The 16,001-nt window shown below is 71.8% G+C and carries 7 protein-coding genes; all 7 read right to left on the bottom strand.

The genetic code is table 11. From position 1 onward, the window contains the following. Positions 1–4: 4 nt before the first annotated feature. The 7 genes from OU994_RS22230 to OU994_RS22200 all read right to left on the bottom strand — a co-directional run bounded on the left by OU994_RS22230 (position 5) and on the right by OU994_RS22200 (position 15,981). A complete protein-coding gene (locus tag OU994_RS22230; RefSeq protein ID WP_281607706.1) occupies positions 5–1,291 on the bottom strand; it encodes a cytochrome P450 in 1,287 nt (428 codons plus the stop codon). Positions 1,292–1,375: 84 nt separating this feature from the next. Then, entirely contained in the window at positions 1,376–3,568 is a 2,193-nt protein-coding gene (locus OU994_RS22225) for an SWIM zinc finger family protein (RefSeq protein WP_281607705.1), read from the bottom strand. Further along, positions 3,565–4,689 (bottom strand): VWA domain-containing protein, encoded by a 1,125-nt coding sequence (locus tag OU994_RS22220; RefSeq protein ID WP_281607704.1) that lies wholly within the window; start codon positions 4,687–4,689, stop codon positions 3,565–3,567. The genes OU994_RS22225 and OU994_RS22220 overlap by 4 nt, the downstream gene beginning before the upstream one ends. Beyond that, the gene (locus OU994_RS22215) at positions 4,686–7,322 is read right to left on the bottom strand and encodes a DUF5682 family protein (RefSeq protein ID WP_281607703.1); all 2,637 of its coding nucleotides are present in this window, start codon (positions 7,320–7,322) and stop codon (positions 4,686–4,688) included. Before OU994_RS22215 ends, OU994_RS22220 begins: the two co-directional genes overlap by 4 nt. Further along, on the bottom strand, positions 7,280–8,467 hold the full coding sequence (locus tag OU994_RS22210; protein WP_281607702.1) for an AAA family ATPase: 1,188 nt from the start codon (positions 8,465–8,467) through the stop codon (positions 7,280–7,282). Before OU994_RS22210 ends, OU994_RS22215 begins: the two co-directional genes overlap by 43 nt. Continuing rightward, a complete protein-coding gene (locus tag OU994_RS22205) occupies positions 8,397–12,134 on the bottom strand; it encodes a DUF4132 domain-containing protein (RefSeq protein WP_281607701.1) in 3,738 nt (1,245 codons plus the stop codon). The genes OU994_RS22210 and OU994_RS22205 overlap by 71 nt, the downstream gene beginning before the upstream one ends. A gap of 112 nt (positions 12,135–12,246) precedes the next feature. After that, complete coding sequence (locus OU994_RS22200) at positions 12,247–15,981, bottom strand: DUF4132 domain-containing protein (RefSeq protein WP_281607700.1); 3,735 nt, start codon at positions 15,979–15,981, stop codon at positions 12,247–12,249. Positions 15,982–16,001 lie beyond the last annotated feature (20 nt).

Below are 16,001 nucleotides of genomic sequence, written 5' to 3'. Positions count from 1 at the left end.
CCCGTCAAGCCCCGCGCACCGCGATCACGAAGCCGCTTTTCGGGACCGCCGGCAGGCGGGCCATGTCCAGCGTCATGTCCTGCGGCGGCACCTCGTAGTCCATGCCGCCGGCCAGCCAGCGGGCGGCGCGCTTCATCAGTTCCAGCGTGATCCATTCGCCGGGGCAGCGGTGCCCGGTGGCCGCGTTGCCGCCGCCCTGCGGCACCAGCGTAAACGGATTCTCGCGCCAGTCGGCGAAGCGCTCGGGCCGGAACCGCAGCGGTTCCTCCCACGCGCGATGATCGTGGTTGGTGCCGTAGAGGTCCAGCATCACACGGCGCCCGGCCGGAAAATGGCAGCCCTGCCAGTCGAAATCCTTCCGCACCCGCGCCACGGTGGCGGGGAAGAACGGGTAGAAGCGCCGCACTTCCTGGGCAAACCAGCCGGCATGGCGGCCATCGGCATCGTCCAGCAGTGGCTTCCGGCAGGCGGGGAAGGCATGCAGCGCATGGGCTTCCTGCACGATATACACGGCGATCGCCACGGTCGGCCGCAGCACGTTCAGCAATTCCACCGCCGCGGTGCGGGCATCGAGCCGCTTGCCGTCGGCGTCGACATGGTGTGCCACTGTGTGTGCGGCGGTGTCGGTAGGAACCTCCACTTGCCCGGCGCGGATGCGTTCGACCAGGCCGCCGCACCATTGCTGCGCGCGAAAACGCGAATAGCGGCTGAACCAGTGCGACGGACCCGCGGCGCCCGCCAGGTCGAACATGGCCGACAGCTGCTGCGTGCGCAGCGCCACCTCGTCTTCCGCCAGCGGCACGCCGGCCCAGCGGCAGACGGCGCGCGTGAGCACTTCGCGCACTTCGCGGTACAGCTCGACCTTGGGCGCCAGGGCCCAGCGGCGCGCCGCTAGCCCCCACTGTTCGTCGAACAGCTCGCCCAGCGCGTCGATGCGCGCCGGCGTCATCAGGCTCATGAACATGTGCTTGCGGACGGCATGGGCCGTATCGTCCAGCGCCTGCACGCCGCCGCGCCCGAACAGCGTGGCCTGCAGCCGCATCGGCGCGGCGCCCTTGCGCATGAAGCGGGCGTGGTCGTAGAACAGTTCGGCGGCGCGCGGACCCGTCAGGCAGATGGTCCGCTGCAGCAGGATGCGGGACTGGAACACGTCGCTGCCCAGGCGCTCGCTCTGCTTGCGGATGTAGCCGTAGGGGTCCCGCTTCAGCGCGAGCGTGGCATCGAGCCGGCCGTCGCGCGGCATCGGGCCGGTGCCGCGGGCCGGGATGGCGGAATGGTTGTCAGGCATCATGGCGCTCCTCATGCGTGCTGGCCGGCGGTCCGGCGCGGAGCCGAAAGCTTAGCAGCGGCGCTGCGGGAGCGCCGCACCGATCCTTCAGGAAAGAGTGCCGGCGCCGACACCTTGATCCAGCTCGAGTGCCGTGCGGCACAGGTGCACCAGCATCAATGCATTGGCGGCGCACGGGGCGGCGAGCCAGGTATCCGTGGCATGCACCAGCACGTCCAGCCCCGTTGCCAGCCAGAAGCGCCGCGCCAGGTCGACCTGCTGGCGTTCGCGCGCCGTCGGCGCATGCCGGCCCGTCATGCAATGGTGTTCGAGCACCGCGAGCACGGCGCCGAGCCGTTGCCCTTGGGCCGATGCGGCGATAGCGGGGAAGGGCGCCATGGCGGCCGCCGGCGCGGGATTCGCCGCCGGGCGCATCAGGCGGGCCAGCCTTGCCAGCAAGCCCGGGTTGGTGGCCGTGGCGCTCGGTGGCGCCTGGTAGTCGAGCGCGATGGCGCGCAGGCGTCCGGCGCCGGCGATGAGCAGGGAGACCGGTTCCAGCCAGGCGGCACCGGCATCCCGCTCGACCGCCGCGAGTATGCCGGCGATCCGGTCCACCGCCGGGCCAACCGTCGGGCCCACCGTGAGGCCGGCCGCGGCGACCCACGCATCGAGGTTTTCGATGCGCTCGCGGCGTAACACATCGCACGGTACCTGCAGGGGGAGCGAGCGGCCGTGCCGGTCGAGCACTGTCCAGGTGAGCCGCTGCCGTGCCTCGTGCAACTGCGGCGTTTCGTGGCCGGCCGGCCGCAGCAGGACGTACGAAGGACCGCTTTCCAGCCCGGCGCCGCTACGCAGCGTGGTTTCCAGTGCCGCCCAGTCGTCGAAGCCGGCGTCTTGCCAAAGCGGATCGTCCGCGGCGCAGGGCGGCAGGGGTTCGCCACGGGTGGCGCCGCCGACGCCGAGCCGGCCGTCCGGCGACAGGCGCGCGTCCCGCAGCGACCAGTGCCCGGCGGCGAGGGCGCGCTCGCACGTCACGCCCTGCCACAGCGGATCGACGGTCCAGGCGGCCCCGCGATGGAATGCGCGGTCGGCGCCGTCGCGGCGCGCCAGCACGGCCTGCACGATGGTACGGCTGGCCGGGTCCCAGAACGGTACCGCCAGGCCGCGCGCTCCACCGCGCCGTTCCCACCAGTGCGCGCCCAGGGGCAGCAGTTGCAGTGCCGCGCCGTCGGCGAAGGTGCGGCGCTCGCTCCCGCGCAAGCTTGCGGGCACCTCACCTTCGACGCCGGCGAGCGCAGTGCACAGGGCGTGGATGCGCGCCGCCAGGCCGATCGCTTCGCGCTCGTCCGCATGCGCGTCGCGCCGCTGCAGCAGCGCCGCGGTGCCGGCCAGCTCGCGCAGCATGCCGGCCAGCCGGGGGAACGCTTCGATGCGGGCCGACGTGCCGAGCGCGCGCAGTTGTGCAGCGGCGTAATCGTGCGAATGAGCGGGCAGGTGCGACCAGCCGATGCCGCACAGTTCCAGTACCAGCCGGCCGGCGTGGGCCAGGAAGTCCCGCTCGGCCGGTGACAGGCCCGCTGGCGGCGGTTCGGGTGTGCCGTCCGCCGGCCAGGGCACCGCATGGCCGTGCTGCTGCCAGACCGCCGCCAGTGCCAGCAGGTGCAGCGCCTTGCGCGACGCCGCCGGACCCTCGGAGACCATGCCGGCCAGCCCGCCGCCGCCGATGTAGCGGCACGTGAAATCCAGCTCGGGCAGTGCGACGCGCAGCACACCGCCGCTGGCTTCGCAGTCGGGCGGGCCGGCGCGGGGGAACAGCGCGGCCGCCTTGCGCACGGCGGCCCGCCCGGCTTCCTTCAGCACGGCCGAACGGTCCAGCGCGAGCACTTCGGCCAGCACGTCCGGCGCCGCCACGGCCGCGTGAGCGCCGCCTGCGACCTCATTGGCGACCACATTGGCGGCCTCATTGGCGACCTCATCGGCGACCTCATTGGCCGCGCCATCGACCCCGCCGGCACCGGCCCCCGCATCGTCCGTGCGCAGCCACAGCACGGCGGCCAGCACATGCTTGCAGATGCCGGGCGCCGGGCAGTCGCACGTGGCGCCGGCCGGTCCATTCGCGCCGATGGCGACCCGCTGGCCATCGACGCGGAACGTGCCGCCGGCCGGGCCGGGCGGTGCCTCCCAGGCCACCTTGCCCGCCTCCACGTCCTTGGCGGCGCGGCGCAGCAGGCCGGTGCTGGCGAGGGCGGCCAGCGCGTCGTCGTCGAAATTGCGGCACAGCGCCGCCCAGGGCGCGGTCATCCGATCACCTCGGCCAGCCAGCCGGCAAAGCGGGTGGGCGTCAGGGCCGCGATTTCCATGCCCCGCGCGGCCAGCCGCTGCGCCATGTCGCGGTCGTACACGGGCTGTGCGCGCGCGTCCAGCGCGGCCAGGCCGAGCAGGCGCACGCGCGCCTGCGCCAGCCGCTGCACGCAGGCCAGCAGCGCTCCGGGCGGCGCGCCTTCGGCGAAGTCGCTGACCAGCGCGACGATGGTGCGCTGCGGGGCGGTCACCAGCTGCTCGCAGTAGCGCATGGCGCGGCCCACATCGGTGCCGCCGCCCAGCTGCACGGTCAGCAATACCTGGACCGGATCGGCCGCCATCCGCGTCAGGTCCACCACGTTCGTGTCGAACACCACCAGCCGGATGTTCACGGACGGCAGCGACACGAGGATGCCGGCCACGATCGCGCTGTACAGCACCGAGTCCAGCATCGAGGCGCTCTGGTCGACGCACAGGATCACGTCCCACGGCAGCTGGCGCTTGACGCGGCTGTTGAAGCGGGGCCGCTCGATCACCAGCCGGCGGCTGGCCACGTCGTAGTGGCGCAGGTTGGCGGCGATGGTGGCGCGCCAGTCGAAATTCTGGGCGCTGGGCACCATCGAGCGGCGGAAGCGGTTGCGGCGGCCCGACAGGGCGTTGACGAAGTCGTGGCGCAGGCGCCGCGTGATGTCCTGCACCACCTTGCCGATCACGTCGCGCACGGCGTCCTGCATGTCCGCGCCCAGCCGGCCGCGCATCGCCAGCAGGGCGCGCGCCAGGTTCTCGTCCGGTTCCAGCGCGCGCAGCGTGGCCGGATCGCGCAGGATCTCGTTCAGGCCGAACTTGTCGAGCGCATGGCGCTGCATGCGCTCGTATACGTCCTGCGGGAACAACTCGCGTGTGCGCTGCAGCCAGTCGAGCGCCGTGACCTGGCTGGCATCGAGGCCGCCGCCCTGGCCGTCCCGGCGCAGCAGGCCTTGTCGGTCGTAGGCGCGGCCGTACAGGTAGTCGAGCGCATCGTCGACCCGGCGGTCGGCGGCGGACAGCGCGTCGCCGGTCTCGGGCTCGGCATAGCGGCCCAGCACCAGGCGCCAGCGGCGCAGCGTGTCGGCGCCGCTCATGGCTCGCCTCCCGTCACCGCCTCGCCCGTCCGGAGCTTTTCCATCCCTGGCGTTGTCGACGCTGACGTTCTCGTCCACGATTGCAAGCCATCGCGCGCCAGCACCGCCAGCAGGTCCGCGTGCAGCGCCGCGCCGGCCAGCATGTCCGCTTCCGATGCCTCCAGTTCGCCTTGCCAACCGAGGCCGGCGTCGTCCGCCACGGCCAGCGCCGCCGCCAGCTGCGCCGTTTCGGCCGGCTTGAGCCGGGTGAAGGCATGGCGCAGGTCCGGCAGGTGGCGCAGGAACGTCCGTTCGTCCCAGCTGGCCAGGACGGCATCGACGGCCTGGCGCAGCGCCGGCTGCGTCAGCAGCAGTTCCGGGCCCGCCGCCAGCAGGCCCTGCAGGGCGCGCGCCGCGTCGTCGCGTTCGGCGCCGGGACCCAGGCTGGCCGCCAGCACGGCGCACAGGCGCTCCTCGCTCCATGCGCCGTCCAGGAACAGCAGCACGGCGGCGGCGCTAGCGATGCCGGGCGCGGCACGGGGCGCCGTCACCAGCGCTTCCAGCACGCGCGCCCAGCGGCCGGCGCCGTCATTGTCATTGTTGTCGTCGTCATTGCTGTCGTCGTCCTTGCTGTCGCCGTCATTGGCGTCGTCGCCCGCCGCGGCGTGCGCCAGCGCGTGACGGAAGGCGCGCAGCGACTGCAGGCTGCCGATCGCCGCTTCCTCGCCTTCGGGCGCCGTGTCGGCCAGTTGCGGCAGCAGGTACAGCGCCGCGTCCCATGCGCGCAGCAGCAGGGCGTGCAGTGCCGGATCGTCCTTCACGCCCAGCGGCTCGCGGGCCCGCCACAGCGCCAGCAACTGGTGGCAGCCGGCGATCACGGAAGCCGGGTCGCCATCCTCGTCCAGGCGCGCCGCGACCATCGCCAGCAGGTCGGGCAGCCGCTCGTGCAGGCCGACCAGGCAGCCGCGCGTGAGCAGGCCGGCGGCCGCGCCGGCCGAACGGGCCAGGCCGCGCTCCGCCAGCGCCGCCTCGTCGCGCCGCAGCCGGGCCAGCGCCACGTCCTGCAGCGTGGCGCCCTCGGCGGACAGGGCCACCAGCCGGGCCTCGACCAGCGGCGTCCACGCCACCTGCCATTCCTCGATCAGCAATTCCAGTCGGGTGCCGGCCAGGAAGTCCGGACCGCCGCGCCACTGCGCCAGCTCCAGCCCCAGCCAGTCGGCCAGGTGCAGGAAGCGGCTGCGCTCGCGGTGGCCTTCGTCGCGGTAGATGTCCAGCCGCGCGGTGCGGGGAGCGCTGTCGTCGACGCGCACGCCCAGCCGCGCTGCCAGGCGCCGCGCATCGTCCACCAGCGGCGGCACGGCCGCCGTGGCCGGTATGTCGCCCAGCGCGTGGCCGCACAGCAGGCGGCGCACATCGGCATCGAAGCCGGCCATGCCGTCGCCCAGCGCGCCCTTGACGAAGCAGGAGCGGATCGCGTCCAGCACGTCTTCCCGGCCCGGCCCGGCGTGGCCGCGCAGCGCGGCCAGCCGCCCGGCCTGCAGCACGGCGGCGCGGACGTCCGCCGTGGACACCTGCTCGGCCAGCCCCAGGGTACGCGTCTCGCGCGCCAGTTCCGCCAGGCAGGCGGCGGCCACTTCGTGCAGCGCGGGGCCGGCGGGATCGTCGACGGCACTGTTCCAGACGCGCTGGTACCAGCCCGGCGCGGGCATCCCGGCGGCATAGCCGTTCAGCGCATCGAGGTGGTCGAAGCTGTAGCGGATCAGCCAGTTGCCGCTGCCGGCGGCGCCGCGCGACCGCGGCGGGGATGCCGTGGGAGCCGCCTTCGGCGCAGCCACGGGATCGGCCAGCATGGCCTGCAGGCCGGGGGTATGGAAGCCGCCCGTCACCACCACGATCGCACCGTTCGTTTCCTGCATGTGCCGGCGGATGTGCGCCGCCATGTGCCGCTCGCGCGGCAGGCTGCCTTCCGCTTCCAGCACCTGCGGCTCGTAGTCGTGGCGCGCCATCGCGCAATAGGCATGCACGTCGGCCAGCAGCGTGCGCCAGTCGCGCAGGGCGGCCGGGCCGCGCAGCTCGAACAGGTGGTCCCACAGGTCGTCCTGGTCGCGGCAGCCGCTGCGCGCCGCCAGTGCCTTCAGGTAGGCGCTGTGGGCCAGGTGGCGCTCGGCCATCAGCGTGTGCGCGGCCGTATCCGTGTCGTCCGCCGCGCGCGCTGTCCATGGCTGGTCGATGAAGGCGAGGCGGGCGCCGGCATCGGAACGGGCGCGCAGGGCCACCCATTCGGGACTGTAGTCGCAGAATGGGAAAAAGGCCGCGCGGCTGCCGCCGCCGGGCCGCGGCGCCAGGCTCAGTACCGCCACCGGCGGGCGCGTGGCGCCGTCCAGCAGTGCCGGCAGCAGGGCATCGAAGTCGTCCGGCCCCTCGACCAGCACGGCGGCCGGCCGTACTTCGCGGATCAATTCGCGCACCGCCAGCGCGCACGCAGGGCTGTGGTGGCGCACCGGCGCGAAGAACAGCCGTCCGCCGTGCCCGCCGTGCAGGCTGGCCAAGCCATCGCGTACATCGGGCGGCACGCCGTCGGCCGGTACCCCTTCTGCCGCAACCGCGCCGTTCAGGGCCACAGCGCGCGCCCGGCGTCGCGGAAGAGCTTCCATTGGCGATCGCGGCGGGCCCGCTCCTGCACCACGGTGTCGAAATAGTGCTGCACGCGGCGCAGGTCGTCCGCGCTATCCTTCAGCACCACGCCCTGCAGCTGGTTGGCCAGTTCGCGCGGCGTGAGGCGCCCGTCGCCGAAATGGCGCGCCTCCAGCGCGGCGGCATAGGCCACGTTGACCGCCTCGGCCGTCGACATGACCGCATCGGGTGTCTTCAGGGCCGTGCCTTCGCTGGTGCGGCCGGCGCGCAGTTCCTGGAAGGTGGTGACCAGCAGTGCCACCACGTCGCGTTCCACCTCGACCTGCACGCCGGCGCTTTCCAGGTCGCGCCGCACCTGGCCCATCACCAGTTCCAGCTCGAACGCGTGGTCGGCGATCGGGCGCACGGTCTCGAAGTTGAAGCGCCGTTTCAGGGCCGACGACATGTCGTGCACGCCGCGGTCGCGCAGGTTGGCCGTGGCGATCACGTTGAAGCCGCGCCGCGCGTGCAGGCGCGCCGCGTCGCCCAGCTCCGGCACCATGAGCTGCTTTTCCGACATCAGCGAGATCATCACGTCCTGGATCTCGGGCGGGCAGCGGGTGATTTCCTCGAACCGCACCAGCTTGCCGGCGGCCATGGCCCGGTACAGCGGCGACGGCACCAGCGCGCGCCGGCTCGGCCCCTCGGCCAGCAGCAGCGCATAGTTCCAGGAATACTTGATGTAGTCTTCCGTGGTGCCGGCGGTGCCCTGGATGGTCAGCGCGGAATCGCCGGTGATGGCCGCGCTCAGCAGCTCGGACAGCAGCGATTTCGCGGTGCCCGGCTCGCCCACCAGCATCAGGCCCTGGTGGCCCATCAGCGTGACGATGGCGCGCTCCACCAGCGGATCGTCGCCGTAGAACTTGCGCCCGATGCCGAGCGCCTCGTCGCCCAGGATGAAGGCGCGTACGGCGCGCGGCGACAGCTGCCAGCCCTCGGGCCGCGTGCCGGCGTCGCTGTCGCGCAGGCGCGCCAGTTCGTCCGCGTACGGTGCTCGGCGCTGCTGCGCAGGATGCCTGCCGGATCGCGGTCGTGGAGTGTGTCTTCCCGCATGGTCACCATTGCGCCTTCTTTTCCCATTGTTCGTCGAACGCGCCCACGCCGGCCACGGCGTGGTAGTCGCCATAGGCCTCGGCCAGCAGCACGGGCGGAATGCCGCCCAGGGGCAGCGGCTGGTGCGCGCGGCGCGGCGCCAGCGAATGAAAGCCCAGCTTCGTGACGGCGGCCGGGATATTTTCTTCGGGCAGAAAGCTGCCCGTAAAGTCGATCGCCACGCGGATGCCCGTTGCCGGAAAATCCTTGTGGTACGAGGTGAACACCCCGCCATCCTCGGCGGGCGCGCGCTGGTAGCCCAGTTTCGTGAAGGCGCCGCGCAGCGTAAACGCGTCGCTCAGCCAGCCCTGGCGGTCGGCGATCTCGCGCTGCGCCGGGTTTTGCTGCAGGTCCAACGCCGGTTGCGCGCGCGTCATCTGGGCGAACAGCGGGACCAGCTTGTAGTCCTTGAAGTGGACTTGCCACGCGCTGGCTTGCGCCATGCCGTCCGGCCCGGCATCGGGCAGGCGTGCATTGAGCAGCGATAAATGGGCCAGCCGCACGGTGGCGCCATCGCGCAAGGCCACCTCGTCGTCGTTCGTGTCGACCAGGCTGCCATCCTCGGTGGGGCGGAAGGCGATGCCATCGTCCGTCAGCCAGACCAGCCGCTGCACCAGGCGGCCCGCCAGCGGGTGGGCTTGCAGGTACTCGCGCCATTCCGCCGCCGGCCAGATGCGGCCTGCGCACATGGCTTCATACAGGCGCGCCGCCTGGATCGCCACCACCTGCCTGACTTCCTTCTTGCACAGCGCCAGCTGCTGCTTTGCCTCGCGCGCAGCATCGGCATCGTCGTCCTGGCGCGGCGCGGGCAGGGCGGCGACCGCCTTGCCTTCGGGATTGCGCAGCACGATCTTCATGGCCGCGTCCAGCGTGACCGTGAAGTCGCGGGCGCCATAGCAGAGCCGCAGCGTGCCGGTTTCATCCAGCCCGCCGGTGGGGGTCGTGCGGTCGGCCAGTTCATCCTGCGTCCAGCCGTTGCGGGCGGCGATGCGTTCGACCAGCACGCGGGCCCGTTCCTGCACGGATGCGGTGCGGTAGCGGCGCGCGATGGCCAGCACGAACTGGATGGCGGCCGGATCGTCGGACGCCGCGGCGGCTTCCACCAGCGCCTCGACCTGGGCCCGGCGCGGATAATGGTCGCGCATGTACTGCGTGATGACCGCCGCCAGCGCATGGCCCGGCATGCCGGACACCAGCGCGAGGATGCCTTTCTCGCCGATCGCCGTGCCGATGTACTCGGCCATTTTCTGGCGCGTGATCCGCTCGGCCACCTGGTCCAGCGTCAGGCGGCCCTCTTCGGCGTAGTAGTCCGGATAGCGTTGCGCCAGCGCCTGGTATTGCGCGAGCTGCTGGGGCGCCTGCTGGCTGGCCAGCGCCGCCGCTTCCTCATGGGATGGATGGCGCGTGTCATGGGCGATGAACCGCAGCAGCAGGTGGCTGCCGAGCCGGGCGCGGCTCGCGCCGTCCAGCAGGGCCAGGTAGCGGTCGAACAGGGGATTGCCACCCGGTTCCTTCAGCTTGCAGGCCACCACGACCCACCACTGGATGACCTCCGGCGGTACCGGCGTGCCATCCCGCCAGCTGCAGGCGGGCAGCAGTGACTGGTCGAGCCAGGCCAGGCCGGCCGGCGCCTTGCCCTTCAATGCCTTCGTGGCCTGCGCCAGCAGCCGCTCCGGTGCCAGCAGCGGGGCGATATCCTCGCCCAGCGTTTCCAGCGCGGACAGCATGGCGGCGCTGGCCGATTCGCGGCTTTCCTTCGCCAGCGCCGCGCGCAGGGCGGGAACCGCTTCGCGCCAGCCCATGCGCGCCAGCCACTGGGCCGCTTCGATCCGCACTTCCTGCTTGCTGGAGCCCAGTGCCTCGCACACCTGGCGGCCGATGTCCGGCACCGCGCCCAGCACATCCTGGGCCGCCAGGCGGTGCGTCTTGCCTTCGCCCAGCGCCAGTTCCATCAGGCGGGGCAGCCAGCGCGGCGCGATGGCGGGGAAGGTGCGCAGCACTTCCAGCGTTCGGCCCAGCTCAGGCTCGAAGCGCGTGCCGGCGGGCGGCGCGGCCATGCCCAGGCCCGCGTCGATGTATTCCGGGTGTTCCGCGAAGTATGGCCAGATCCGATGGGGCGGCAGCACCGCTTGCGGCGGTTCGATGATCCATCGGGTGTTCAGGCAGGCAAAGGCAGTGTCGTCCTCCGCCAGGCCGGCCGCACGGCTCAGTTGCGCCAGCTGGCGCAAGTCCACCTGTTCCGGGTCGCCGATGGATTCCCGCGCCAGGGAGTCGTACCAGAACGGCGTGTTCCGGCTGGCGGCGACGAACCAGCGCAACGCCTGGTGGATGCCGAAATCGGCGCGTGCGGCCAGGCGTCCGCCGTGCTGCAGCGTCGAGCGGACCATGCCGTTGGCGAGGCATTTCATGGCCCGTTCGCCCGTGTCGCCGTTCAAGGCCGCCAGCGCCAGCCGGAAATCGTCCGGCTTCAGCGCCCGCTGCGCGTCGTAGTTGCGCTGCGCATGGTCCCAGCGATGCTTGGCGGTGGCATTGCGTTCCGCTTCCTCTTGCGCCTGGCGTTGCAGAGCCTGCGACCGCTCCGCGTGATTTGCCAGCAGCAGGTCGAGCGCATCGGCGCCCAGCGTACGTTCTTCCAGTTCGGGCAGCGGTGGGGGCGCCGGCATGCCGCTGCCCGCCGTATCGCGCGCCGCAGTCACACGGCCAACGGCGTCGCGCAGTGCCTGCTGCACCGCCTTGCCCCGTTCGAGGGCCAGCGCGGCTTCCAGCGCCGGCAGCGCATCGGCGCCGCAGATGCGCGCGAGGAGCTCGGCGGCGTTGGCACGCTGGCCGGCCGGGCCTTCCGCCAGGACACGCTCGAGCACTTCCGTGAAGGCGGCGTCCGCGGTCACGAAGCGCGCGGCGGCGGCGCGCACCGTCTTGCCCTCGCCGACCGCGAGCTCCACCAGCAGCGGTGCGAACGCCGTTGCCAGCGCCGGGTTGCCGCCCAGGCGCTGGCACAGCATCGTCTTGCCGGCGACGGAGAGCATGCCGGCGCACGCGATCACGTCTTCCCGATGGCTGTCCAGGTAGCGGTCCAGCGTGGCCGGATCGAGCAGCGGGCGGTAGACCCTGTCCCGGTAGTAGTCGTAGACGTCTTCGCGTTCGAACACGATGACGAGGGCCAGCGGCGCTGGCAGTTCCTCATGCGCCACGATGGCCGACAGCAGTTGGACGGTCCACGCGGCACGGGTTTCCGTGTCGGCGACGCTGCCCCGGCGCTCGCAGGTCGCCCACAGCGCGTCGTTCAACAGGTAATGCAGCCAGTCGGGCATCGCGGCGCCGGTGCGCTGCAGCGATGAGCCACCGTCGGCGGCCGCCAGCACCTTGCCCAGGCGGACCAGCACCGGGATGTCGGGGGCATCCGCAACGACTTTCGTGTACAGCGCCGCGCGTGCCTTCAGGGCCGCGTTGCCTTGTTCGGAAGTGCCATAGGTGGCGTGCAGCCGGCCGGGCGAGCCGAGGAACGTGCCGGCACGGGGCGCCGCCGCCTGCAGGTCGGCCAGCACCTCGACGCCATCGCCACGGGCGATGAAGGCGGCCGCGCGGGCGCCGAGCGGCGTGTCGAGCGCATCGAGGCTGGCGACACCGCCCTTGATCAGCGATTCATCGGAGCGCAGGACGCGCACGGTTGCGCCGATGGCGCCGAGCAGTGCTTTGAACATAAGCAATCAACAGGACAGGAGTGCCCGTATGCTGCCATGGGGAAGGACCATTTACAAGGCTGCAAGAAACATTCATCCAGCAAGCCAGTCCTGCCGCGACGGCACACCCTTTTTATGACTGCCACGGCACCTTCTTTTGCCACTGTTCGTCGAAGCGGGACGATGCCGCCACCGCGTGATAGTCGCCATACGCTTCGGCCAGCAGCACGGGCGGTACCTGGGCCAGCGGCAACTGGCTGTCGGCCTGGCCGCGCGGGGTGATCGCCTGGAAGGCCAGCGTCTTCACGGCGGCCGGCACGTTCTCCTCGGGCAGCGCATTGCCGGTGAATTCGATCGCCACGCGGATGCCGGCGGCCGGGAATTCCTTGTGGTAGGTGGTGAAGAAGTGGCCCTCGAAGTCGGCCGTGCGCTGGTAGCCCAGCTTCGTGAACGCGCCGCGCAGCGTGAACGCGTCGCTCAGCCAGCCCTGGCGATCGGCGATCTCCAGCGGCGCCGAATGTTCCTCCCCCTTGCGCTGCAGGTCCAGCGCCGGCAGCGTGCGCGTCATCTGGGCGAACAGCGGCGCCAGCTTGTAGTCATTGAAATGCTTCAGCCAGGCCGCGGCCTGCTCGGCCGGCAGCAGGGCGGCGTGGGCCAGCCGCACGGTGGCGCCTTCGTCCAGGGCGACGTCGTCGTCGTTCGTGTCGACCAGCGTGCCGTCACCGGCCGGCCGGAAACACAGGCCGCCATCGGTCATCCACACCAGCCGCTGCGCCAGCCGCCCGACCAGCGGATGCCGCTCCACGTACTCCCGCCAGTCCGCCAGCGGCCAGGCCCGGCCGGCGCACATCGCTTCGTACAGCCGCGCGGTCTGCTGTTCGATGACCTGCCTGACTTCCTTCTTGCATTGCGTGAGCTGCTGTTTTGCTTCGGCGATGGCTTCGGCATCGTCGTCCTTGCGGGGTTCGGGCAGGGCGGCGACGGTCTTGCCTTCCGCATTGCGCAGCACGATCTTCATGGCCGCATCCAGCGTGACGGTGAACTCGCGGCTGCCGTAGTGTAGCAGCAGCGTGCCGCTGTCATCCAGGCCGCCGGTGGGCACGGTGCGGTCGGCCAGTTCCTCCGTCGACCAGCCGTTGCGCGCGGCGATGCGGTCGACCAGCATGCGCGCCTTTTCCTTCACGGAGCGGGTACGGTAGCGCCGCGCGGTGGCCAGCACGAACTGGATCGCCGCCGGTTCGTCGGACGCGGCGGCCGCTTCCAGCAGCGCCTCGACCTGCGCGCGCCGCGGGTAATGGTCGCGCATGTATTGCCGGATGGCCGTGACCATTTCATGGCCGGCCATGCCGGAAGCCAGCGCCAGGATGCCTTTCTCGTTGATCGCGGTGCCCAGGTAGATGTCCAGCTTCTCGCGCTTGCACTGCTCGAACACTTCCTCGTAGGTGAGCTTGCCCTTTTCGGCGAACCATGCGGGTTCGCGCTGCGCCAGTTCCTGGTAATCGGCATACAGCTGCGGCGCCTTGCCGTTCGCATACGCCACCGCTTCGTCGTGTGACGCGCCGCGCGTATCCTGGGCGATGAATTGCCGCAGCACGTGGCTGCCCAGCGCCGCGCGGCTGGCGCGGTCCAGCAGGCCCAGGTAGCGGTCGAACAGCGGATTGCCGCCCGGTTCCTTCAACTTGTACGCCAGGGCGACCCACCACTGGATGATCTCGGGCGGCACCGGGCTGCCATCCTCCCAGCGGCAGGCCGGCAACTGCGCCATGTCGAACCACGCAAGGCCCGCCGGCGGCTTGCCTTTCAAGGCCTTCTTCGCCTGCGCCAGCAGCCGCTCCGGGGCCAGCAGCGGGGCGATATCCTCGCCCAGCCTTTCCAGCGCCGTCAGCATGGCCGCGCTGGCGGCCTCGCGGGTTTCCTTCGCCAGCGCGGCGTGCAGGGCGGGGATGCCTTCCTGCGCCCGTTCGGAACCCAGCCGTGCCAGCCACTGCGCGGCCTCGATGCGTACTTCCTGCCGGTTCGATGCCAGCAGGGTGGCGACCCTCGCGCCGAGGTCGGGCAGGCGCTCGAGCGTGGCTTGCGCGGCGTCGCGGTGCATGGCGATGTCGGATACGGCCAGCTCCAGCACGCGCGGCTGCCAGCGGGCCGGCAGCACGGGGAAGGTGCGCAGCACGGCCATCGTTCGCAGGGGACACAGTTCGCGGCCCCGCTCGCGCAGCGAGGGCGCCATGCCGAGGCCTTCGTCGAGCAAGTCCTGCCGCCCGGCGAAGTACGGCCAGATCCGCTCCGGCGGCAGGACAGCCTGCGGCGACGGAACGCTGTACCAGGTGCCGCGCAGGCAGGCGAGCGCCACGGCGTCCGCGGGCAGGCCGTGTTCTTCCGACAGCTGCGCCAGCTGGCGCAGGTCGATGTCGCCTGGCTCGCGCTGGCCGAGCCATTGCCGGAAGCGCTCGTCGTCCCACACCCTGGCGTTGGGGTGGGGGACCTTGGCAATCCAGCGCAGCACGTGTTGCAGGCCGAATTCCGGCCGCGCCGGCAGCCGGCCCTGCCATGCCAGCACCTTGCCGACCGCACCATCGGCCAGCTTGCCGGCGGCGGTTGACGACCCGTCCCCGTCCAGCGCGGCCAGCGCCAGGCGCAGGTCCCCGGCCGTCACATCCTGGTGGCGTTGCAGGCGTTCGCGTGCCAGCACGCTGGTCTGCTTGCCGCCGGCATCGCGTTGCGCCTCTTCCTCGGCCTTGCCGCGCAAGTCGTCCAGCATTTCCGCATGGCTGGCCAGTACCAGGTCCAGCAGGTCCGTCGCCAGCACGGCGGTCGGCAGGGACGGCAGTGGCGGCGGTTCCGGCAGCGCCGCTTCGCCGCCATCCACGATCTGCCGCACGCGGTTGATCGCATCGTTCAGCAATTGCTGCTGCGTCCTGTTCGGCTGTCCGGCCAACGCCCGTTCCAGCGCCGGCAGCGCCGCCGCGCCTTGCATGCGGACCAGCAGGTCGACCGCATTGGCGCGCTGCGCGGCCGGTCCCGCCGCCAGCAAACCCTCCAGCGCCGCGGCGAATGCCGGGCTCCCGGTGACGAAGCGGGCCGCGGCCGTGCGGATGCTTTTCGTTTCGCTGCACGCCAGCTCGGCCAGCACCGGCGCGAACGCCTCGGCCAGCGCCGCGTCGGCGCCGAGGCGCGCGGCCAGCACGACCTTGCCGCCATTGCTCAGTTCTGGCGCGCAGGCGGCCACCCGATCCGGATGGGCGCGCAGCCAGGCATCCAGGGCGCCCGGCGCCAGCAGCGGAAGATAGGTCTGCTCATGGTAGTACTCGCGCAATTCGCCCCGCTCGAACACGATCGGCAGCACCATCGTTTCCGGCAAGCCCTCGTGGCGCAGGATGGCGGCGAGCACGTCGACCGTCCACGCCGTGCGCGGCGGCGGGCCGGTACGTTCGTCGAAGCGCCCGTACGAGGCCCACAGCGCGTCGTTCAACAGGTAATGCAGCCAGTCGGGCATCGGTGCGCCGGTCTTTTCCAGCGAGCCGCCGCCATCGGCCGCCGCCAGCACCTTGCCGAGGCGTGCCAGCACGGGGATGGCAGGCGCCGCCGGGTCCACTGCGCGGTACAGCGCATCGCGCGCGGCCAGCCCGTCGAGGCCCGGGGCGCCAGAGCCGGGCTGCCCACGCAGCCGGCCCGGTTCGCCGAGCGCTTCGCCGCCGCGCGCGCCGAGCCTGGACAGCTCTTCCAGGACGCCGGCGCCGGCACCGTCGATGACGAAGGCGGCGGCACGGGCGCCGAGAGACGGGACGAGGGCGTCGAGGCCGCGCAGGCTGGCGTGGATCAGCGTTCCGGTGTCGATGGCGGCAGTCGTGCCAGGCAGGGTGTTCGTCATGGGCTGGGCAGGTGAAATCG

It is taken from the genome of Pseudoduganella sp. SL102 (genome assembly GCF_027856995.1).
Lineage (GTDB): Bacteria > Pseudomonadota > Gammaproteobacteria > Burkholderiales > Burkholderiaceae_D > Rugamonas > Rugamonas albidiflava.
Note: the sequence above shows the minus strand (reverse complement) of the source record. Positions and strands in the feature narration are given on the sequence as shown.